Consider the following 20048-nt stretch of genomic DNA (forward strand, 5'->3'; position numbering starts at 1 on the left):
AGTATAATTTATCGTTAAGGCGAGTTCCGTGACCTGCAATTACTATACACTACTACCCAATTACTATGAACGACAGAAGTAATCGAAATAAGCTTATCCCAGATCTAACAAGTGAAGGGAACACTCACTTTATCTCACCACGCTTACTAAAGTTATTAGATTGCCAGACCCCTATAAGTCAATTTTTTGCCCAAGCGACCTATATGAGTCGCCGAACTGAGCCGGAAAGTATTGATTTTACTTTCGGTGATGCCCATGAAATACCACCTCCCGGGTTTGTAGAAGCCTTACAGCGTTGGAGTGTACCGCAAAATCAAGGGTGGTATGGCTACAAGGGAAATATTCCAGAATCACGGATCACTGTATCCGCTGCTCTTCAGGATAAACGCGGACTTTCTATATTGCCTGAAGATATTTTTATGACCAATGGTACTGTAGTTGGTTTGGCGATTTGTCTGCAAATGTTAGCTGGTGAGGGAGATGAGGTAATTATTTTGACTCCACCCTGGTTAGGTTATAGGAGTATGGTGCATTTTACCGGTGCGGTTCCGGTGGGTGTGCCTGTGGATACAAACACCTTTGATATGGATTTGCAGGCGATCGCCTCTGCAATTACAGAACGGACTCGAGCAATCATTATAAATTCACCCCACAACCCTACAGGTAAGATTTTTTCAGCTAGTACCCTGGAGGGTTTGAGTGGTATACTTAACGAGGCTTCTAAGCGCTATGGCAAGCCAATTTATATTATTTCCGATGAAGCCTTCAGCAGCATTGTTTTCGACAACCAGGCTTGTTGCAGCCCTACTCAGTTTTACCCATTTTCTTTCTTAGTATATGGCTATAGTAAGACTTTAATGGCACCCGGTCAACGTATAGGGTATATTGCTTTACCTCCCACTATGCCTAATCGGGAAGAAATAAGACGAATCATTGCCTACCTACAACAAAGTCCTTTTGGTTGGTGTTATCCTAGTGTGCTCATGCAGTATGCCTTAGGAGACTTAGAGCAACTAAACATAAATATTGAGCATTTACAAAACAAGCGAGATCGGATGGTGAAGGCACTGCGGGATATGGGTTACAACCTGTATAACCCTGATGGGACGTTCTTCCTCTTGGTGCAATCACCTTGGGATGATGACCTTGCTTTTGCGGAGTTATTAGCAAGTCAAGATATATTTGTTTTACCAGGAACTCCCCAGGAAATACCCGGTTACTTCCGAATTTCCTTTACTGCCAACGAAGAAATGATTTCGCGTTCTCTACCCAAATTCCAAGCTGCGATGGAATACGCTGTTGCTAACCCACTTGCTTCCCCCTCTTCTGTCACTAAGCGGCAGAGTATAATAGAACCAAATCTCTCAAACCATAGCTAGGTCTATGGTTAACCCTCGCCAAGCTAATTCAACCTTGAAATTGATTGATGAGTATTGTCGCTATTACAGAAATCTGTTTTCATAAGTCAGAAGCTTCAAAGCTTTTACACACCTTCATGCTGGTATAATTTCTGATAAGGCGTTGCTGAATAGGGGTATGGTTTAGCGATCGCGTGCGGTGAGTAAGCTGTTTAGCATTTAAAGTGCGTATTTCAGAGGCTGAAACTCTTTACTGGCTTAGATAGCCTCTGAGATTTAAATGGTGAACAGCTTAATGCTCGAGCGCAATAATTAATTGAATTAGGGAAGGGGAACATCATTAAATGTGAGATAATGAATAAGTAGTTTAATTGAAGCTCTGAGCAACTTGTTGTCTGATGCCAGAATAACAAAGAGTCTTTCGTTTTAACCGAGCCAGATACTGTCTTAATCTTGTGTTTTCACCTTCAACCGTAAGCCATGTAAGTTTGGCACATAATTTGGTTTTTCTTTGGAATAAACATTGCATAAACTTTCGGGCCATCCGTCACATAAAAATAGCATCCCCATCTACTAACTACATCCCACAAAGGTTCAAACATTTTAGGACGCTCGGTCTCCTAATACCCATCCTAGAATACCTGGTCTAAAGTAATCTACTGCTGTCCACACCCAGATTGTGTTTTTTTTATCCGACAAAGGTTTGTAGCTCATCTAGTTCTCCTACTTCTGGAATTGTCTCTAAATCGTAAGCGGATGGTAGCAGCTTTCCAACTTGCTTGAGCCAATTAATTATTGTCGTGTGATGCAGGTCTTTGACTCTCTTGCTCGCACGAAAACCCATCCCATTGACATATATCTTTAGGTATTGATATTTAACTTCTTGCGCGTAACACGGGTGGGTTGGATAGCAATCTCTAAATTGCCTGCCACAGTCAACACAAATATAATTTTGCTTGCCTTTATTCGGCGCATTTTTATTAACATGAGTTGACTTACCTTCAGGACATTTTATTGGCTTTGACTTTCAGTTAATTGGTTTTTGTGAATCGCTCACTCGCTCTATCGTACCTCAATTCAACAACGCCAGGAAAAGATTGGCAATGTTCAAGGGAAAGCTGCTAAGCTGTTCAGCATCTAAAACGCATATTGTATAGTATAATATGAGGATATTTATAAAAAGTCAATGCCTACTAAAAACTTCCTCAGTTCCGAGACAAAGGAAACTCTGCAACAAGCATTAAAAGAGCATGAACATCCAGACATTCGGCAAAGAGCTTTAATTTTTTTGTTACTAAATAACGGAAATACACAAGCTCAAACTGCTGAATTAATTGGATGTTCTCTAAGAAAAGTCGCTTACTGGAGCATTCAGGGCGACCCTGATAATTTAGATAGCTTTAAAGATGAGAGAATGAAGGGTAACTACCGAAAAGCTACAGAAGAATACATTAATTTACTTTTAGAGACAATTGAACTAGAGCCGGAACAATGTGGCTATGAATTCGGGAGATGGACGACAGCCAGACTGGCAATATATCTAGGAGAGAAGACAGGAATCGAGTTGAGTAGTACCCAAGTAAGGAGGATTTTAAAATCAAAAAAGTATGTTTACCTCTGGGCTAAATATAGCTTAGAGTCTAAGCAAGATACCGTACAGAGGAGTTTATTTAAAGATAAATTAGCTGAGTATCTAAGAATAGCCAAAGAATCTCCAGCTCTTCTACAGGTATGGTTTTGGGATGAGAGTGGATTTAGTTTAAGAGTAATTAGAAGGAAAAACTGGTGTAAAAAAGGGACTCGAAGAAAGAAAAAAGGAGACCGAAGAAAGGGTCGTATTAATGTCATGGGTGGAGTGAGGTATTCAGACAAGAAAAGATGGGTAGATTTTATTCCATCTGGAAATTCTGCTAATTTTTATGCAGTGCTGAAAAATTTTTATGGAGATTTAAGAGAAGAGTGGATATTGCAAGGGAATTTAGCGGAAGATTTTCAAGATAAAGGCTGTAAGTTTGTCATTATTTTGGACAATGCTAGTTTTCATAAAAAAGCAGAGATTTTGCAGAAAATAGCAGCAGAGATGCCTAATCTAATCATAGAGTTTCTGCCCAAGTATAGCCCGGACTACAACTTAGTTGAATTGGTATGGCATTCGGCTAAGGAATATGTTGCTAATAGATTATTTGAATCCATTGAAAAACTAGAATCACTGTTAAATAAATTATTAAATGAAGGAGAACTAATTATAAAATGGAACCGAAAAGTAAAAAATAAAGGTAACTTAGTTAATGCAGTTTAGATGTTTGACAGCTTAACGCTCGCCTTAATTCGGCATTTTCTTCTTCTAAAATCCAGGTAGATTCCCACTGATTGGGGTGAATTTCTCCGTATTTTTCGGGCAAGGTGACGCCGTGGTAGGAGTAGAGTTTGTAGCCGTCACTAAATTCGATCGCGCTTTCTCCTTCTGCGTGCAGTCGATGTTCGCTGTCGAGGGAGAGTCTTAAAGGGCGATCGCACACATAGCAAACCTTGTCAAACGCAAAAATCCAGCCACATTCAACTAAAAGCTGCTTCAAGCATTCAAAAGCTTTTTGTGCATCTGGGTTGAGAACAATTCTAAGTACAGAGACACAGAAGTCAGCCACACAGATTGTATCCCACAGGAATGCCCGATTAACGATCGACGTTGAGTTGTCTCTACAATATTCCCAAAAATCACGTTGCAATTCTTGTGTGATCTGCCGCTCCCATTCTATTAATTGTGGCAAATACGAACTACTATATCTTATTAAGTTAAAAGGCTTATATGCCGATTCTAGCTGTTCGTAAATAAGCTGGAAAAAAGCTGTTTTTGGCTGTGGTTGCTCACTTGTTAGTGCGAAATAATACACGCACAAAAAATATATATACCTAAACGGCAGACAGGCTGGTTCTAGCTGTTTGTAAATGCGCTGAAAAAAATCATTTTTATTAGTGGGAGATTTCAATTTTTTTAACTGTGTGATGGCAGAGTGGGGACTCGAACAAAAAATAATTTTCGGGCAAGTCTTGCCGAGAGCTGTGTAGGCAAATTCGATCGCGGCTGCGGCACGAGTGCGATCGACTCGCTCTGTGGAATTGGCGATAGCTTTCCACAAATATTGGAGGGGTGTTAGGTCTGATAAAACATTGTTAGGCAGGGACAGCTTTTTCAAATCGATCAGAGAGTGCAGCGGGGTGAGGTCTGATATTTGATTGTTGTCCAGATTCAGCTCTATCAAATTGGTCAGAGATTGCAGGAGTGTGAGGTCTGATATTTGATTGTTGTCCAGATTCAGATATTTCAAACTGGTTAGAGATTGCAGGGGTTTGAGGTCTGATATTTGATTGTTGTCTAGATTCAGATTAATCAAATTGGTGACCAGAGACTTCAGCGGTGTTAAGTTTGATATTTGATTGTTGTCCAGATTCAGATATGTCAAAATCGTCAGAGATTTCAGGGGCGTTAGGTCTGATATTTGATTGTTGTCCAGATTCAGATATGTCAAACAGGTCAGAGATTGCAAGGGTGTTAGGTCTGATATTTGATTGTGAGACAGATTCAGATATGTCAAACAGGTCAGAAATTTCAGAGGTGTTAGGTCTGATATTTGATTGTGAGACAGATTCAGATATTTCAAACTGGTTAGAGATTGCAGGGGTGTCAGGTCTGATATTTGATTGTTTTCTAGATTCAGCTCTATCAAATTGGTCAGAGATTGCAGGGGTGTGAGGTCTGATATTTGATTGTTGCCCAGATTCAGATTAGTCAAATTGGTCAGAGATTGCAAGGGTGTTAGGTCTGATATTTGATTGTTTTCCAGATTCAGATTAGTCAAATTTGACAGTATTTGTTCCAATTTATAAAAGCCAGACTTTCGTGCTATTAACAACAGCACCTTAACTGTATGCTTCGCTTCTTGTGAAAGGCTGCCAAAGTGCAAGCGCCAGTCAGAAGTGGTCGTAGGGTTTGGTTGTTGAGAGGACATAGGGCAATAACCTCCTAGAAAAGTTGCTAAAATCTGATGTCGGTATCTACCTTAAATAAAATATCTCTGGCGTTTTGGGGATTATGCCAGCGATCGCACGCACTTATTAACCACCCGATCGAGATCGCCAGCATTGCAATCTGGAACTCGGGCTGCAAGCGGTGTCGCACTCACAAAACACTTTTCATCTAATCTCCCGAAATGCCTCGCCTCCATTCTTTAACCGCTTCCACCCTTGAAGCAATCAGCAGACAGCGAGACAATAAATTAATATCTAAATCAGGCAATATTTCGCTTTGGTCAATTTTTTCATATCCGTGCGATCGCAAATGATACAGGCAAAATGCTCCATCCTCCCAAAACCAAACTTCGGGGACTCCCAAGGCTTGGTAACGATTCAACTTGCTTTCGTTACCGCTAGTAAATACAACTTCGATCGAGAGGTCTGCAATGCCTCCCGATGCTTTGCCAATTAAGTAGGATTGGTCTGCTTGTGCGGAGGCTTTTCCTTCTTTTTCCTGGGTAAAGCTTCCTGTGGTAGTAAAATCGATTTCTTTTTCTACAAAATACGTACCCAGCAACAGGGCGATGACACCGCTGAAGACTTCATGTTCTTGCGAAACTGCGAAGATTTCTACCTCACCTTTGAGATAAAAAAGTCGGATGCCGGGGGAATCAGAAAACCCCTGCTCGATTAGCTTGAATTGTTGCCAATCAATCCCGGAGTGAATTAGGCGCTGGTCTTTTGGTTTGTCTAAGGTTGCTGTCATGGCACGACCTCGTTTAACTATTTTATAGTAATTTGAATTCGCCCAACTTTGGAATCACATTGGTATGGTGCGTCTGATCCAAAAAACTTGTTTAAATTGAAACGATCGATGTCAGACGCACCATACAAGTTGATTTAACTATTATATTATCCTTGAAATGTGGCAACCGAAACCCGATCGCGCCCTGCTTCTTTCGCCCGATAAAGCGACTCATCGGCCATCGCAATTAGATCCCCCGGCTGCGACTTCGCCCCCGGAATGCAGCAAGCTACACCCAAACTCAGCGTCACATATTCGCTGACAGCAGACTTAGCGTGAGCTATGTGCAAACCCCGCACCTGTTGTGCGATCATTTCAGCTACGCAAGTGGCACCTTCAATATCCGTATTCGGCAAAACTACTACAAATTCTTCTCCACCGTAACGCGCTACTAAATCTGCCGCTCGCTTTACCGAATGCTGGATCACCGCCGCCACTTGCCGCAAACATTCATCCCCCGCTTGGTGACCATAAGTGTCGTTGTAAAGTTTGAAATAATCAATGTCGCACATAATCAAAGACAGCGGTGCTTCTTCCCTCGCCAAACGTCGCCATTCCGTATCGAGATATTCATTAAAAGAGTGGCGGTTTCTTACCTCAGTCAAACTGTCGTAATTTGCCAAATAATGCAAGGCTCGATTCACTGTTTCTAGCTGCTGTTTCTGCTGCTGCAACTGACGGTTGAGTTCCGCCAACTGCTGTTCGGCTGAGTGCGATCGCAACAAATTTCTCACCCTCGCGAGCAATTCCCTCTCGTCAAAAGGCTTAGAGATATAATCGTCAGCACCCGCATCCAAACTTTCGATCCGAGATTCCATCCCCGCTCGCGCTGTCAAAAAGATTACCGGAGTCGATTTCAATTCTGGCGTGTTCCGAATCTCCTTAAGCAAATCTAGTCCGTTTTGTCTGGGCATAATTTGGTCGCTAACAATCAAATTTGGCTGCAAACTTTTGGCTTTTTCTAAACCTTCCACCCCGTCACTTGCCACGGCGACTCGATAGTACGGACTTAATAAAGTTTGGAGGTAAGCCTGCAGAAAATTGTTGTCTTCTACTACCAGCAACAGCGGTAATTCTCGGCTGTCACTTGTTAATTGTTCCCAATGATTTTTGTCGTCAAAATTGTTAGGTTCCGGCAGCGGGGCCTGGGGTGTGGTCGCCCGGACATTTGCCGAACCCCACTCTCCGGAGCCGAATCCAGTCAGTCCAGCCAATTGGGCGATCGCGCTCACCAACTGATTCGCTTCCACCGGCTTCGACAAATGCCTCTGAAACCCCGCCTCCAGCGCCGATGCCGAATCTTCTTCCTCGATGCCTCCCGTCAGCGCCACAGCCGGCAGCAGTTCCCTGTGCTCGGACATTTCCATTGCTCTGATGCGGCGGATCAAATCGCAGCCGTCGTCTCCCGATACCGTCATATCGCTGACCAACACGTCGGGTCGCGACTGTTGCAACTCGGCCATCGCTTCGGCGGCGCTACCCACCGCTGTTACCTTGGCTCCAAATGCTTCGAGGCCTGTTTTGAGAAATTGGCGGATTTCGGCGCTGCTTTCGACAACCAGGACTTGCTTTCCCGCTAGGGGTTTGGAAACCGATCCGGGTCTGCTTTCCCTTTGGGCGATCGCAGCAGTGCGATCGTCCTGTGCATTTTCCTTGGCAATCGGTAGCCGCACCCCAAAGGTCGCCCCCTGACCGAGACCGGGACTCGAAGCCCAAACACTTCCCCCGTGCAGTTCCACTAACTGCTGCACAATTGAGAGCCCGAGCCCAAGCCGATTTTGTTCCTTGTTCTGGAAGCTGTCTGCAGGGCGGAAGTAGTCAAAGATGTGCGGCAACAATTTGGGGTCAATGCCACAACCGCTGTCGCTGACCCGAATCAAGACGCCCGACTCAGTAGACTCGATCCGCACTTGAACTGGGTATGGTGTCGATTCAGGGGTGAATTTGATGGCGTTGGCAAGGAGGTTCCAGACTACTTGCTGCAAGCGTTCTGCATCTGCCAAAACGTAGCTGACGGCGGGGTCGAAATGTTTTTCTACGCGAAGGTTTTTGGCATCGGCGGCGGGACGGAGGGTGTTGATCGCAGATTCTATGATAGATGGGAGGTGAACTTGGCCGATGTTCAGGCACACTTTCCCTCGCAGCAACCGCGAGAGGTCGAGGAGATTGTCTATTTGTCGGTTTTGTAATTTGGCGTTGCGCTCGATGATTTCCAAAGCCCGGCTGGTGGTGGCTTCGTTGAAATTGCGCGATCGAGCTAGCTGCGCCCATCCCAAAATCGCGCTCAGGGGCGATCGCAGTTCGTGGGATGCGATCGCCAGAAATTCGTCTTTTGCCCGGTTGGCTTCGGCTTGGGCTGCTTCAACGGCTTTGCGATCGGTGATGTCGAATCCGATCGCCAAATACTGATAGGGTTTTCCCTTAGAGTCCAACAGTGGAACTACTGCTGCGTACACCCAATAATCACTTCCATTCTTGGCTTTATTCTGAATGTCTCCTTGCCAAATTTCACCTTTGGCAACAGTTAATAGCAGATTTTTGATGATTTCCGAAGATTTATATTCCGAATGGAGGATGCCGAAGTGGCAGCCGATTAGTTCGGCTTGCGAATAGTTGGTGATTGAGCAAACTCGTTCGCTGACATAGTTGATAATTCCTCGCGCGTCAGTCCTCATCGCAAGTGCCGATCGGTCGATCGCTCTTTTAAAATCTAAACATTCTTGTAGCGACCAATCTAGTTCTTTGGTCGTAGAAAATTGACCTAGCCGATCGGACGCGTTTTGTTGCGGGCGATCGGGCTTATCCTTACTCCGTTGTTGGATTTCCATTGCTTCTATCTTCCCCTGACGGCTGACACCTAATCTACTCGCATCCTGATTCATTATCACAATTTTCTTTCCCGCACCGACTGGTGTAATATTTTGTATCTCTTCATTTTCCTGAAAAATTGGTAGGTATCACATCCACTCGGAAGTCAACTCAATTTTTGTTTATAGTTGGCTAAAGTTTGTCAATCTGAGGACTGATTTTTTCAGATATAGCCGATCATCGGCTGCTGGCTCATTCCTTTTTATCTTGTTATCTTTTATATTTTACTAGGGGGAATTACTGAGGAATTGATAGTGGGGAGCACACACCGACAGTTACATTTTTGTTTGAAACGGATATCATAACCGTCAAATTTTTTCTCACAATTACTCCTAGTATCTGGCACAAAGTCTCGTCTTCGGCAGGCTTTCGGGTGTGTGGCATTCTGCCTCATCTGCACTGAAGGAGATATATGTGCAGGGCTAGACAGTTCCCAAATCACGGGCGGGTTTTGGCGCACAAAGTCCCTGTCTGGCGATCGTCCGTAACTTCTTTTAAATTATTTTCTTCAACATCTTGACAGGTTTGTATATTTTTTGTATTATCAAATGTAATATGCCTTCAGAGAAGAAAACCGCTCAACTGGCTTGACGCACTCAACTATTAACAATTTGAGGAAAATCGTCTGTGAATTTAGACGCTGTACGCGACCAATTTGAACAAAGAGCCTTTGATTATGACGGCTTAATTCCCCGCCTCATTCCGCGCTATGGCGAGCAACACGATGTAATATTGCAGCTCATCCCTTCTGAAACTAATGCTAACATAAAAGTTCTGGATTTAGGCGCGGGAACTGGCATACTGTCGGCTATGATTCTGCAAGCATTTCCTCAAGCAAAAGTCCTAGCCTTTGACATGGCCCAAAATATGCTGAAAACTTGCCAAACTAACTTGTCCGCTTTCCGAGAACGGCTGACCTTGCAGCAAGGAAACTTTGCCGAAGATGATTTCGGCAGCGGTTACGATTTGGTAGTTTCAGGGTTGGCAATTCACCACCTCGACAGCGCAGGTAAACAACAGCTATTTCACAAACTTTTCCACTCGATGAATCCAGGGGGAATCTTGCTAATTCGAGATATTGTGACAGGTGCTACTCCCCGGCTGACTGAGCAATACGAACAGTTGTGGCGGCAGTACATGAAAGCTAACGGAGAAGACGATGCAGCCTGGTTTCAAAAATATTTAGAAGAAGATATTCCCTCCTCTGTGGAAGAGCAGACAAACTGGCTTGCAGAAGCTGGTTTTGCCGAAGTAGGATGTCACTGGCGCTATCTAAATTTTGCTATTTTTGGCGGAGTTATTCCAAGGTAGAAGGCATTCGGCAGAAGGCAAATTTTTTGATAATTATCAAAAGATAAAACTCGTGAAAATTGCACCCAGAACAGTTTCTGGTTCCCGGTCGCCTAACCTAATTATGTAGGTGCGTAAGGCCGCACCTTACCGCTATAATTCGCGCGTAAGACCATTTTTTACGTCCGGGAAGCATTTTCCGGAAACCTGTTTAGTCAGGTTCACTCAAGCGCCCTCTGGCAGTGCAAACAGATTCAACAAACCCGCACCCCATCAACAAGATAACCCGCTATTGAGATTTTGTAAAAGGTGATTTAAAAGCTCAATAAATAAAGTAAAACTATGAACGATTCTCGATTAGAAAAAATCAGCAGATATCTCAGCAAACACCTGCGTCACGCCCCCTCGCGCATCGGCATTGAACTCGCTCCCGGTGGCTGGGTTCCTGTTAGCGAACTCCTCGATGCGTGCCAAAAAAATAACTTTACCCTTCAGCTTGCAGAACTCAAAAAAGTAGTCGCGCAAAACGACAAGCAGCGCTTTTCCTTTGACTCCACAGGCACTCTAATTCGTGCCAACCAAGGACACAGCGTAGAGGTTGACTTGCAGTTAGAACCCGCGGTTCCCCCGGATATTTTATATCACGGAACAGGTAGCACAGCCGTCGAGTCTATTCTCAGTCAAGGAATTAGGAAAATGTCGCGGCATCATGTTCATTTGTCGGTGAATATCGAGACGGCGCGCCAAGTAGGTGCAAGACATGGCATCCCGGCAGTCTTTACTGTAGATGCCGCAGCCATGCAACGCGATGGTCATACATTTTACTGCTCGGAAAACAAAGTTTGGCTAGTAGATTTTGTGCCGCCCGCTTATCTCAAAATAAGTTGATAATTTTCACTTTTTTTGTAGAATGTGTACCACAAAAACTGTAAAATAAGAGTAAGTAGGAGTTTTGCAAAATGAGTGCGGCAGATATGGGCGATCGCGAAAACAATTTTTATCAAAACAATTCTCAAAATAGAGGTCTGCTAGGATCGGGTTGGCGACCTTTTTACCGTCAACTTGATTTGGAACACTTGGTACATTTAGCGTCTAGCGACCCATTAGAACTAGCTCAAAAAACTTTAGGGGCAGCTAGCGACATTGCCGACGCAATGGGACGACACCAATATACTTGGTGGGCAAATATTTTAAATGTATTCTCGGAAAATACTCGCTACGAAATTGATGAATTTTGGGATTACATTACTCCGCAGCCTGTTTACCCGGATTACCGCTACAAAGACGTTTTAGTTACCGAAACGCCGGTGGTGCAATTGGTCAGCCGCGCTAGCATTCCCATCGACTACGTTCTCAACAAACTCCAAGAGATTACTGTTTTCAAAGTTATGGATTTGCTAGGGAAACCCGATGCAATTACCCAGTCTTTTATGGATAGACATTTTTCTTATCCCCCGGAGCGATTTATTAGCTGGGAACGCTTGGAAGTTTTGGGTACTGTTTATGCTTCTTGGACTCGATTCGGCTGCTGGCTGCAAATTGACAGTTACGACAGGGGAAGACGCTGTTACACTCTAATTTGCCAAGATATGGCGCCGCTAGTTAGCAAGGCAACTTATAATTTAGCGGTGATTCTGGGCGGGTACAAAAGCCGCGTCGGACAGGTTCACAGCCAGTTCCCAATTCGCACGTTTTCTGCGGAGGTTCAAAGTTTTACCGATAAAGTTCAGCAGGCAATTTTGGATCAAAATCAGTTGGCTGTTTTGGTTAGTGGCGAACCGGGAACGGGCAAAACTGCTTGGACGCAAGCGGTAGCAAAGGAAATTTTAGTGCCGCTGGGTTATGTGATTTTTATCTTAGACCACGATGCTGTGGAAAATTTTGTGCCACCGAGTTATTTAGAGCGGATTTGTATTATTATCAATGAGGCTGATAATTTGGCTCAAGATCGATCGACCGCAGAGGCCCAACGCACTAACAAAACTGAACATATTTTGAGTTTGCTGGACGGAACTTTGTATCAAAGCGTCATCGACGATCAAGGCATTCAATTTCAGCAAAAACTCGTAGTTTTGATGACTTGCAACACGACGGAACGATTAGATCCTGCAATGTTACGGAAAGGGAGAGTGGATTTTACCAGTGAATTTACGCACAAATTTGTTTGAGCGCTCTCTTGCATTCTCAAGCTATCTGGCGATCGTACTGGCTACACGATCTCATACGATGTTCGATGTGGAATCTCCAATTAAAGAATTGAGAATGACTGATGAAGCTCTAGGTTTGGCTCACGGGTCTACAGTTGCGTTCTTTTTGGAACTTGTATAAAATACCGAACAATCACCAGGAAATTTTCTGAATATCAAAGTTTGGGGGAAACTTTCTTGAGTACCTATAGAACATTGGTGTCAACAATCGCCTAAAACCCTTTGTCTCTCTCGTTTTTTGCCTAGTCTCGCTGCCCTCTTGCGCCCCGGAATAGTCGGGGGACACAACAGAGCACTCCAGTCCCCTCCAACTATTATTCGGGGGGCGCCAGGGCGATCTATGCCTAATCGTCAAACAGCAACCGGGCACTAGCTTTGGTCTTAAACTGACACTAATGCCTATAGACATATCCCCATCAAAAATGATATCAATGATGGGTGATACCCTCTAAGGGTATTGTCCGAGAGAGGAAATCAGGGAAAAACAGCATTTTTGGTCTCAAACAGAATTTTTCAAACTTGACAGCTATGGAGGAAATCCCAAACCGTGCACACTAAGCCAGTTCAGCAAAAAAGTCAGGGACTGGGAAGGTACGTTGACGGGACTTTCCCGATCGCCCAACAACCCGCAGAGGCAACCGTGTCCGAGAGTAAAGACAGATTTCGGCGGTTTGTAGAGCGCTCCGCCGAGGCCGTGGCAATGGTAGATTGTGAAATGCGCTATCTGTCGGTTTCCCGTCGCTGGGAAACAGATTGCGGGTGGGGCGACGGCGAGGCACTCGGCCGATCTCATTGGGAACTGTTCCCGAATCTCCCGGAATATTGGGAGCAAAATGCCCAGGCTTGTTTGACGGGAGTTTTGGAATACAGCGAGTTTGTGGCAGGGCGATCGATCGCATCTGTATCAGGAAAAACCGCAAGTGGCTCTGTCAGCGAGTCGGTAAGATGGGTATTTCAGCCTTGGAAAAATAACGAAGGTGCGATCGGCGGTTTGATTTTGTTGACATCTAAGATAGGTGAGGCTCCCGCTCAAACGAATTGCTATAATAAATTTCAGTCAGAGGTCAAAAGCAAGCAGTTAGAAACAATACCACAACTAACTCAAATTGCCCTCGAAAATGCTGCTGATACAATCTTTTTTAGTACCTCCGACGGTCAAATTTGCTACGCGAATAAAGCCGCTTGCCATCTTTTCGGCTACTCGCAATCGGAACTGCTAAACATGAGAGTTAGCGACATCGATTCGCAGTTGCCAGCATCGGATTGGCGAGAACACTGGGCCCAACTCAAGCAGCAAACCAACCTCACTTTTGAAACCAGTTACAAAACCAAAGACGGCGTCAGTTTTTCCGTCGAAGTTAAGGTCAATTATTTAGAATACGGTGGCTGCGAATACCGCTGCGCGATCGCCCGCGACATTTCCGCTCGCCTTGCAGCAGAATCAGCGCTCGTAGAGGCAAAAGAGCAACTTCAAGCTGTTTTGGACGCGGTGCCGGGATTAGTTTCTTGGGTAAGTTCCGATTTGCGCTACTTGGGAGTAAATCGACATTTAGCTAGCGCTTACAAAATGCCTGCCGAACTATTTATAGGTCAAAAAGTAGGTTTTTTAGATACAAGTCCCAAATTTAACGATTTAGTATACGATTTCTTTGCCAACCATAAAAAGAAAACATCTCAAGAAGTAACAGCGAGCATCAGAGGAGAAAATAAAACTTATCTAATAGTAGCTCAAAAATACCATAACAATACGGCGGCGGTATTTGTGGGATTGGACATTACAGACAGCAAACAGTCTCTTGTGGCTTTGCAAGAATCCGAAGAACGCCTGCGACAACAAGCGGCTAAATTAGAGCAGACGCTGTTAATTTTGCAGCAAACTCAAACTCAACTGATTCAAACAGAAAAGATGTCATCCCTGGGGCAGTTGGTAGCAGGAATAGCGCACGAAATTAACAATCCAGTTAGTTTTATTTCGGGCAATGTCAGCCACGCCACCGGCTACATTCAAGAACTGCTGCGAACGATCGACCTTTACCAAAAGTATTATCCCCATCCCGTGCCGGAAATTCAAGATTTGATAGAAGAATTAGACTTAGACTTCATCAAAAAAGACTTGCCCAAACTGCTAAATTCAATGAAAGTCGGTTCTGAAAGGATTCGCGATGTCGTGCGATCGCTCCGCTTGTTCTCGCGTACCGACGAAGCCCAAATGAAGCCTGCAGATATCCACGAAGGTTTGGACAGCACTTTGCTGATATTGCAAAATCGCCTGCAAGCTAAAGGGGGAAGGCCGGGGATTTCTCTAGTTAAAGAGTACGGAGAGTTGCCGCGAGTTCACTGCTATCCGGGGCACTTAAACCAAGTGTTCATGCACTTGTTGACAAATGCGATCGACGCTTTGGAAGAAGGGGGGAGAAATGCCGAAAATTATGGTAAAATTCAAAATCAGTCTTACTTGTCTTCAGCTAAGCCGAACTCTGAAATATTCAATCCCGAAATTCGGATTCGGACCTCCGTGGTAGGGGAAAACGAAGTTGCGATCGCCATTAGTGACAACGGCCCTGGCATGACTGAGGAAGTCCTCGACTGCATCTTTGACCCTTTGTTTACCACTAAAGGTCAGGACACGAGCACAGGTTTGGGTCTAGCAATATCCCAGCATTTAGTAGTAGAAAAGCACGGCGGTAAGTTGCACTGTGTTTCGCGTCCGGGAGAGGGAACGGAGTTGATCATTAAAATTGCGATCGGCAACGATTAATTAGCTATTTACAAATAGGAAATAAGATGGTAATTGAGTGGCTAAAATTTAAAGTACCTCAAGAAAAGTGGGAGCAGTTTATTCAGCGAGATCAGGAAGTTTGGACGGCGGGACTAAAAAGTTTGGACGGTTTTTTAGGCAAAGAAATTTGGGTAGATCCGGTGGAAAATGAGGTGGTGATGTTGATTCGCTGGGAAACTAGGGAGAAGTGGAAGTCTGTGCCACAAAGCACAATAGATGAGTTGGATGCTCAAATGGGGGATTTGCAAATTGCGATCGCCGAAAGTCGCGAATATCAAGTCCGCAAGTTTTTGCATTAGTTAGTCAGCAGTCAGTTGAGCGTGTGAAATTTTGAACAATTAATCATAAGTTTTATCTTGATTGTACCGCAGACATCGATTTGGTATTTGGTGTGAAGGGCGATCGATCTCAGTAAAATCATTGCAGTGTTTGGTATTTGGTGTGAAGGGCGATCGATCTTTCATTTTATGCGATCGATCGCTCATCAGAAACAAGAAAGGGCGATCGATCTTTATGGGCGAAGGGCGATCGCAATTCGTAGAATCATCGCAGTGTTTGGTATTTGCTGTGAGAGGCGATCGCTCTTGATGCGTGAGGGGCGATCAATCTCGGTACAATCGTCGCAGTGGAAGGGTGGCTATTGATAAGATTGTGATGAGAAGAAGAGATGGGATTTTGGCGTTGCTGAATACAGGTAGGAATTCAGATTTCCCAATTGCTATAAGCCAAGTATGGTGAGTTTTTTAACATCAAGCGAAAAGTTGATTCATACCGTGAATCAGCAACGCCGAAATTCTCAGAGATAAAGGATTAACAGAAATCGATGACTGCGAAGCACTCATTCACTGCTACCAAGGCAATCCCTTATGGTTAAAAAGCGTGGCGACTTTGATTCAAGAGTTGGGAATCGGCGCGAGTGAGTTATTAATAGATGATACTATATTGTTACCCGAAGATTTGAAAGATGTTTTACAGCAGCAGTACGATCGCACTTCCGAACTAGAAAAACAAGTTATGTCATTGTTGGCGACAGAAAACCAGCCAGTCAACTTCGCTAAATTGCTACAAAATGCACAAATATCATCATCCGATTTGCTAAACGCCTTGCAATCTCTATCGCGGCGCTGCTTGATTGAAAAAGAAGCAAGTCTTTACACTTTGTCACCTGTACTAAAGCAGTATATCAAAACTAGACGATCGCACTTAACAAACATCGACAGTGAATAAACATTTCAAACAACACCGCTTGTCAACTCTTGTTTCCTCAAATTCGGCAACAATGCCAAAACATCCAAATACCACCACCAACGCTGAGGTGTAATCTCCTCAAATTTGCGCTTCTGCATTAAATCCACAAATCTCGACAACTCCTCATAAAACTCCCTTGCTTGTTCAACTAACCGTCGATCGGCATTTGCTAATAAACCTTTCTCTTCCTCACTCAGTTGAGATTCAACTTTTGCCAACTCATCTCTAAGTTGCAACATTTCTAAATGTTCAGCCCCACTCACATCAGGAAATTCAACCATTACACAATAGTTTTTTACCAAAGTATTCATAACAAATCCTTAACTAAACCTACATAAATAAACATTGAATTAGCCAGGTAGCTTTCCGGTTCCTTTGGAGGAAAAGCCGTTTCTACAACTCCATCCAAGCCCATCATTACCAGCCCTATTGTGTTATTTACACTGCTGGTAACTGTCGGATAAAACGTTTATCCGTAGACATACACATAAACTTTAGCATCAGCATCCCTGACAATTAAACTGATAACTCCATTATATTCTTCAAGGGTCGCATCCGGCCCGAAATGACCTAAATTAATCCTTTTGAGTAAATGAGACATTGCTTTTCCTGGTTTCCAGAAAATTCCGTCTCTCACCCCCTCAATTGCCTGCACAATCTCTAATTGCCTACCTTCATCAAAAATCAACTTTAACCTTACCTGAGAAAAACTGAACTGCAAATAAACAGATCATAGCCTATTGAGCATTACCCCAAAAATTATAAAACCTAAGACTGTGCTATCATAGAATACAAAACTTATTGAGTCGAGTTATATGACCACAATAACTACAGTCACAACAGCCTCAAAACTCGCTGATTACTACATCTGGTTTGCGAATGATGTAGGCTCCTATCTCAGCAACCACAAGCTACAAAAACTCTTGTACTACGCCCAAGCATGGTATTTAGCATTTGAGGATACACCGCTGTTTGAGGAAGATTTTGAAGCTTGGATGCACGGGCCGACTATCCCGGCTTTATTTTATGAATACAAAGAACAATTTGACTGGAAGCCAATTCTGAAAGAAGTCGAAAAACCAGAGTTTCCCGAAGAAGTACAAGAGTTTTTAGACGAGTTAGCTGACGATTATTTCTTCCTGGATGCCTATGAGTTAGAATTGATGGTGCGACGTGAAGACCCTTGGATTAATGCTAGAGGTGAGTTGCCAAGAGATGAACCTTCTCATGCTATTATTACGAAGGAATCAATGAGAAGTTTTTACAAAACCCGTGTCATCGAAGAAGCATAAAAAAAGACAAGATACAGATATTCGTCGTCAGCCATCTTCAGCACCGAGAGAGGTTGTGAAAATACAAATACCGGAAGGAGTTAGTTTTTCTTTCAGGTATTATCAGGATGACAAAGATCAGTTTTTAATTGGTGGTAGAGATGCTAATTATCTAGCATCTCTATTGAGAAGGCTGCGCGATTTGTCACAATTGAATGCTCAAGAAATCATCAATAATCAGAGTAAAAGTCTGCGCTGTCATGGTATAGTTTGGAAAAATACTACTCAACCTAATGGCTTTGGCATTCCCAATGAAGACGAGCTAGTAAATGTTCCCTACCAGTTTCAAATATCTGCTAATGAATACGGCAGGGTGCATGGCTTTTTTAGTGAAAATGTTTTTTATATTGTCTGGCTAGACCCAGACCACAATCTTTACAGTTGAAATTATAGCCGAAGGAAGAAGGAAGAAGGAAGAAGGAGAATGCAATTCAAACAAATGAGCTCGTGCTTAAGATTCGAGACTGCTTGAAGCAGTTGGGAATCTCAAACAGTCTGGGACTCACTCCGATTAAAGAAACCGGATTTTTTAGCGAATCTGTGGCTGCGACGAAATATTATCGCAAAAAAACCGATTTCTGGGTGGCCGTGCTCAGTCCTAATTTTAAGAAAATTTGGCATAGAGAGCTGAAATAAAATTAACGCTTAAAAAGCCTACCCCTAGTACGAGAATGATAAAGATGGCGATACTGAAAATAGACTTTAGCCGATCGCCAATTCTGGGTTTTTCTGAGTTCATTGGTCAATTTTTACAGTAAATTTGAGAGGGGCAATTGAGAAAGAGTAGATTATACCAATGCGCGAACAACAAGGCAACTCCCGACAAGCTCCAAACGACGATCGCCCTCAGTAGGTCGCATTTTTTTAACTTTTAATCTAAAATCTAAAATCTAAAATAGTCTTAGGCATTGTTCGGTTAGCCTGGGCAGCTATTGTCGATCGCCCGAACCCGATCGCGCTAACTCCTGTAAAATAGAGAGCGCGTTGGGGCGAACCTTTTAACAGCCGGAATTGGGCGCGATCGCCACAGGCTCCCAAATACATAATAATATGGCAGTCATCCTTAACTTACTCACAAAGGTAAAAATAGAAGAGTGCCAAGAAATAATCTAAAACATATAACTGAAAAAGGATAGAAATCGATGCTCCACCCAGTCTCGCAACCTTACCAACAACGAGCAAATACTATGACCCAAAGAGCCGTGCGGAAGCCAAAACCCTCTGTTGCAAACCACTTGAGACCAAGTTTTCCTCAAAGGCACTGGCTGGAGATGGCAGAGTACGCCTCTCTGGCGGCCTCTGGTGTGGGTTCCCTGGCGGTGGCAGTGTCGGGTCAAGCTTTTTACGGGGTGGCTCCCCTAACCTTGGCTTTGTCGCTGAATGTTGCTAACCGGTATCGGTTCGAGCAGCAAGTGCGGGTGCATCAAAATTCGGAAATGGCCCAAGTCCAAAAGTCTGTCAATAAAGTCGAAAAAACGGCGGTGACGGTAATTGTTAAATTACGCAAGCAGTTGTCTGCAGATATTGCAGCGCTGCGTCAGCAAATGGCTGCAATGCCTAGGGCTGAGGGCTTTGAGGAGTCGATCGACATCCAGCGGCAGTTGCTGAGTTTAGGAGAGTCGGTAGCTTCTTTGCAAGAAATCGTGGCCTCTGCTGTGCTCGATGTCCGCCAGCAGGTGAGCCAACAACTGCAAGATTTATCGGTTGGCCAATCGGCGAATCTCCAAGCTGTGGAACAGGCTATAGAGCAACTGCAAATCGCCACGCAAGGCTTGGCAGAAACTTCTATCAGCCGAGACGACTGGGAAGTAGTAAATACTCGATTTTTGGAAATCCAGAAAGTCATGGCCAATTTGCAAAGCCAACTGCTAGCTCCCGCGCACCAATCGACGGCCGATTTGTCGATCGTCCAAGCTCAAATCCACCGTTTGGAACACGAGCAGCAAGAAGTTGTCAAACCTCACCTCAAGCGCTTAATCTCGGTTGTCAAGGAGTTGCAGCACACGCCAGAGAACCGTCAGTAGTCATTAGTCATCAGTCATTAGTCATCAGTCAGAAGGAATACTTTTTCCATCGGACACGCTCGACATTCTCCGACTCTCCGACTCACGTCCGATCGAGTCCTACTTTTTCGACAACTGTGTTAAAAGA

At 44.0% G+C, this 20048-nt stretch carries 20 protein-coding genes and 1 pseudogene; 14 read left to right on the plus strand and 7 right to left on the minus strand.

Going from position 1 to position 20048, the window contains the following annotated elements; all coding sequences use genetic code 11:
* Positions 1-65: 65 nt before the first annotated feature.
* The gene (locus QUA36_RS19350; protein ID WP_333458762.1) at positions 66-1379 is read left to right on the plus strand and encodes an aminotransferase class I/II-fold pyridoxal phosphate-dependent enzyme; all 1314 of its coding nucleotides are present in this window, start codon (positions 66-68) and stop codon (positions 1377-1379) included.
* Positions 1380-1679: 300 nt separating this feature from the next.
* Here QUA36_RS19350 and QUA36_RS19355 read toward each other — a convergent pair.
* Positions 1680-2373: pseudogene (locus QUA36_RS19355) on the minus strand (IS1 family transposase).
* A 171-nt stretch (positions 2374-2544) separates the two neighbouring features.
* Between QUA36_RS19355 and QUA36_RS19360 the strand changes: the two are divergent.
* Positions 2545-3657, plus strand: a complete 1113-nt coding sequence (locus QUA36_RS19360; RefSeq protein WP_333373191.1) for an IS630 family transposase — start codon at positions 2545-2547, stop codon at positions 3655-3657.
* Here QUA36_RS19360 and QUA36_RS19365 read toward each other — a convergent pair.
* The 3 genes from QUA36_RS19365 to QUA36_RS19375 form a co-directional block, all read right to left on the minus strand.
* Positions 3644-5365: a leucine-rich repeat domain-containing protein gene (locus QUA36_RS19365; protein WP_333458763.1), complete on the minus strand. Its 1722-nt coding sequence runs from the start codon at positions 5363-5365 to the stop codon at positions 3644-3646. The genes QUA36_RS19360 and QUA36_RS19365 overlap by 14 nt on opposite strands.
* Before the next feature lie 188 nt (positions 5366-5553).
* Positions 5554-6135 (minus strand): Uma2 family endonuclease, encoded by a 582-nt coding sequence (locus QUA36_RS19370; protein ID WP_333458764.1) that lies wholly within the window; start codon positions 6133-6135, stop codon positions 5554-5556.
* A gap of 146 nt (positions 6136-6281) precedes the next feature.
* Positions 6282-9056, minus strand: a complete 2775-nt coding sequence (locus tag QUA36_RS19375; protein WP_333452868.1) for a diguanylate cyclase — start codon at positions 9054-9056, stop codon at positions 6282-6284.
* 613 nt (positions 9057-9669) lie between these two features.
* Here QUA36_RS19375 and QUA36_RS19380 point away from each other — a divergent pair.
* The 8 genes from QUA36_RS19380 to QUA36_RS19415 all read left to right on the plus strand — a co-directional run bounded on the left by QUA36_RS19380 (position 9670) and on the right by QUA36_RS19415 (position 16545).
* Entirely contained in the window at positions 9670-10353 is a 684-nt protein-coding gene (locus tag QUA36_RS19380; RefSeq protein ID WP_333458765.1) for a class I SAM-dependent methyltransferase, read from the plus strand.
* A gap of 321 nt (positions 10354-10674) precedes the next feature.
* Positions 10675-11220 (plus strand): RNA 2'-phosphotransferase, encoded by a 546-nt coding sequence (locus QUA36_RS19385; protein ID WP_333458766.1) that lies wholly within the window; start codon positions 10675-10677, stop codon positions 11218-11220.
* A 71-nt stretch (positions 11221-11291) separates the two neighbouring features.
* On the plus strand, positions 11292-12500 hold the full coding sequence (locus QUA36_RS19390) for an AAA family ATPase (protein ID WP_333458767.1): 1209 nt from the start codon (positions 11292-11294) through the stop codon (positions 12498-12500).
* A complete protein-coding gene (locus tag QUA36_RS19395) occupies positions 12475-12660 on the plus strand; it encodes a hypothetical protein (RefSeq protein WP_333458768.1) in 186 nt (61 codons plus the stop codon). The genes QUA36_RS19390 and QUA36_RS19395 overlap by 26 nt, the downstream gene beginning before the upstream one ends.
* Positions 12661-13086: 426 nt before the next feature.
* Complete coding sequence (locus QUA36_RS19400) at positions 13087-15297, plus strand: PAS domain S-box protein (protein ID WP_333458769.1); 2211 nt, start codon at positions 13087-13089, stop codon at positions 15295-15297.
* A 26-nt stretch (positions 15298-15323) separates the two neighbouring features.
* On the plus strand, positions 15324-15617 hold the full coding sequence (locus QUA36_RS19405; RefSeq protein WP_333164845.1) for a TIGR03792 family protein: 294 nt from the start codon (positions 15324-15326) through the stop codon (positions 15615-15617).
* A 61-nt stretch (positions 15618-15678) separates the two neighbouring features.
* A complete protein-coding gene (locus QUA36_RS19410) occupies positions 15679-15906 on the plus strand; it encodes a hypothetical protein (protein ID WP_333458770.1) in 228 nt (75 codons plus the stop codon).
* A 291-nt stretch (positions 15907-16197) separates the two neighbouring features.
* The gene (locus tag QUA36_RS19415) at positions 16198-16545 is read left to right on the plus strand and encodes a hypothetical protein (RefSeq protein WP_333164850.1); all 348 of its coding nucleotides are present in this window, start codon (positions 16198-16200) and stop codon (positions 16543-16545) included.
* 5 nt (positions 16546-16550) lie between these two features.
* Here the strand turns inward: QUA36_RS19415 and QUA36_RS19420 are convergent, their stop codons facing one another.
* The gene (locus tag QUA36_RS19420) at positions 16551-16877 is read right to left on the minus strand and encodes a hypothetical protein (RefSeq protein WP_333208113.1); all 327 of its coding nucleotides are present in this window, start codon (positions 16875-16877) and stop codon (positions 16551-16553) included.
* 158 nt (positions 16878-17035) lie between these two features.
* Entirely contained in the window at positions 17036-17254 is a 219-nt protein-coding gene (locus QUA36_RS19425; protein ID WP_333458771.1) for a hypothetical protein, read from the minus strand.
* Between the two features lie 127 nt (positions 17255-17381).
* Here QUA36_RS19425 and QUA36_RS19430 point away from each other — a divergent pair, with 127 nt between their 5' ends.
* The 3 genes from QUA36_RS19430 (at position 17382) to QUA36_RS19440 (ending at position 18533) form a co-directional block, all read left to right on the plus strand.
* The gene (locus tag QUA36_RS19430) at positions 17382-17858 is read left to right on the plus strand and encodes a type II toxin-antitoxin system antitoxin SocA domain-containing protein (protein ID WP_333458772.1); all 477 of its coding nucleotides are present in this window, start codon (positions 17382-17384) and stop codon (positions 17856-17858) included.
* Between the two features lie 55 nt (positions 17859-17913).
* Complete coding sequence (locus tag QUA36_RS19435) at positions 17914-18282, plus strand: hypothetical protein (protein WP_333458773.1); 369 nt, start codon at positions 17914-17916, stop codon at positions 18280-18282.
* 62 nt (positions 18283-18344) lie between these two features.
* The gene (locus QUA36_RS19440; protein ID WP_333458774.1) at positions 18345-18533 is read left to right on the plus strand and encodes a hypothetical protein; all 189 of its coding nucleotides are present in this window, start codon (positions 18345-18347) and stop codon (positions 18531-18533) included.
* Positions 18534-18773: 240 nt separating this feature from the next.
* On the opposite strand, the gene QUA36_RS19445 is transcribed toward QUA36_RS19440, so the two are convergent.
* Positions 18774-18941, minus strand: coding sequence for a hypothetical protein (locus QUA36_RS19445; RefSeq protein ID WP_333046170.1), 168 nt, complete (start codon positions 18939-18941; stop codon positions 18774-18776).
* A 143-nt stretch (positions 18942-19084) separates the two neighbouring features.
* Between QUA36_RS19445 and QUA36_RS19450 the strand changes: the two genes are divergently transcribed.
* A complete protein-coding gene (locus QUA36_RS19450) occupies positions 19085-19921 on the plus strand; it encodes a hypothetical protein (RefSeq protein WP_333458775.1) in 837 nt (278 codons plus the stop codon).
* The last annotated feature ends 127 nt before the right edge of the window (positions 19922-20048 follow it).

The sequence above is a fragment of the Microcoleus sp. Pol10D4 genome, from assembly GCF_036701555.1.
In the GTDB taxonomy this organism is placed as follows: Bacteria; Cyanobacteriota; Cyanobacteriia; order Cyanobacteriales; family Microcoleaceae; genus Microcoleus.

Coding starts and splice junctions, on each gene's coding strand:
- QUA36_RS19350 (WP_333458762.1), top strand. CDS start 66: ATGAACGACAGAAGTAATCGAAATAAGCTTATCCCAGATCTAACAAGT.
- QUA36_RS19360 (WP_333373191.1), top strand. CDS start 2,545: ATGCCTACTAAAAACTTCCTCAGTTCCGAGACAAAGGAAACTCTGCAA.
- QUA36_RS19365 (WP_333458763.1), bottom strand. CDS start 5,365: ATGTCCTCTCAACAACCAAACCCTACGACCACTTCTGACTGGCGCTTG.
- QUA36_RS19370 (WP_333458764.1), bottom strand. CDS start 6,135: ATGACAGCAACCTTAGACAAACCAAAAGACCAGCGCCTAATTCACTCC.
- QUA36_RS19375 (WP_333452868.1), bottom strand. CDS start 9,056: ATGAATCAGGATGCGAGTAGATTAGGTGTCAGCCGTCAGGGGAAGATA.
- QUA36_RS19385 (WP_333458766.1), top strand. CDS start 10,675: ATGAACGATTCTCGATTAGAAAAAATCAGCAGATATCTCAGCAAACAC.
- QUA36_RS19390 (WP_333458767.1), top strand. CDS start 11,292: ATGAGTGCGGCAGATATGGGCGATCGCGAAAACAATTTTTATCAAAAC.
- QUA36_RS19405 (WP_333164845.1), top strand. CDS start 15,324: ATGGTAATTGAGTGGCTAAAATTTAAAGTACCTCAAGAAAAGTGGGAG.
- QUA36_RS19420 (WP_333208113.1), bottom strand. CDS start 16,877: ATGAATACTTTGGTAAAAAACTATTGTGTAATGGTTGAATTTCCTGAT.
- QUA36_RS19430 (WP_333458772.1), top strand. CDS start 17,382: ATGACCACAATAACTACAGTCACAACAGCCTCAAAACTCGCTGATTAC.
- QUA36_RS19445 (WP_333046170.1), bottom strand. CDS start 18,941: ATGTATTTGGGAGCCTGTGGCGATCGCGCCCAATTCCGGCTGTTAAAA.
- QUA36_RS19450 (WP_333458775.1), top strand. CDS start 19,085: ATGACCCAAAGAGCCGTGCGGAAGCCAAAACCCTCTGTTGCAAACCAC.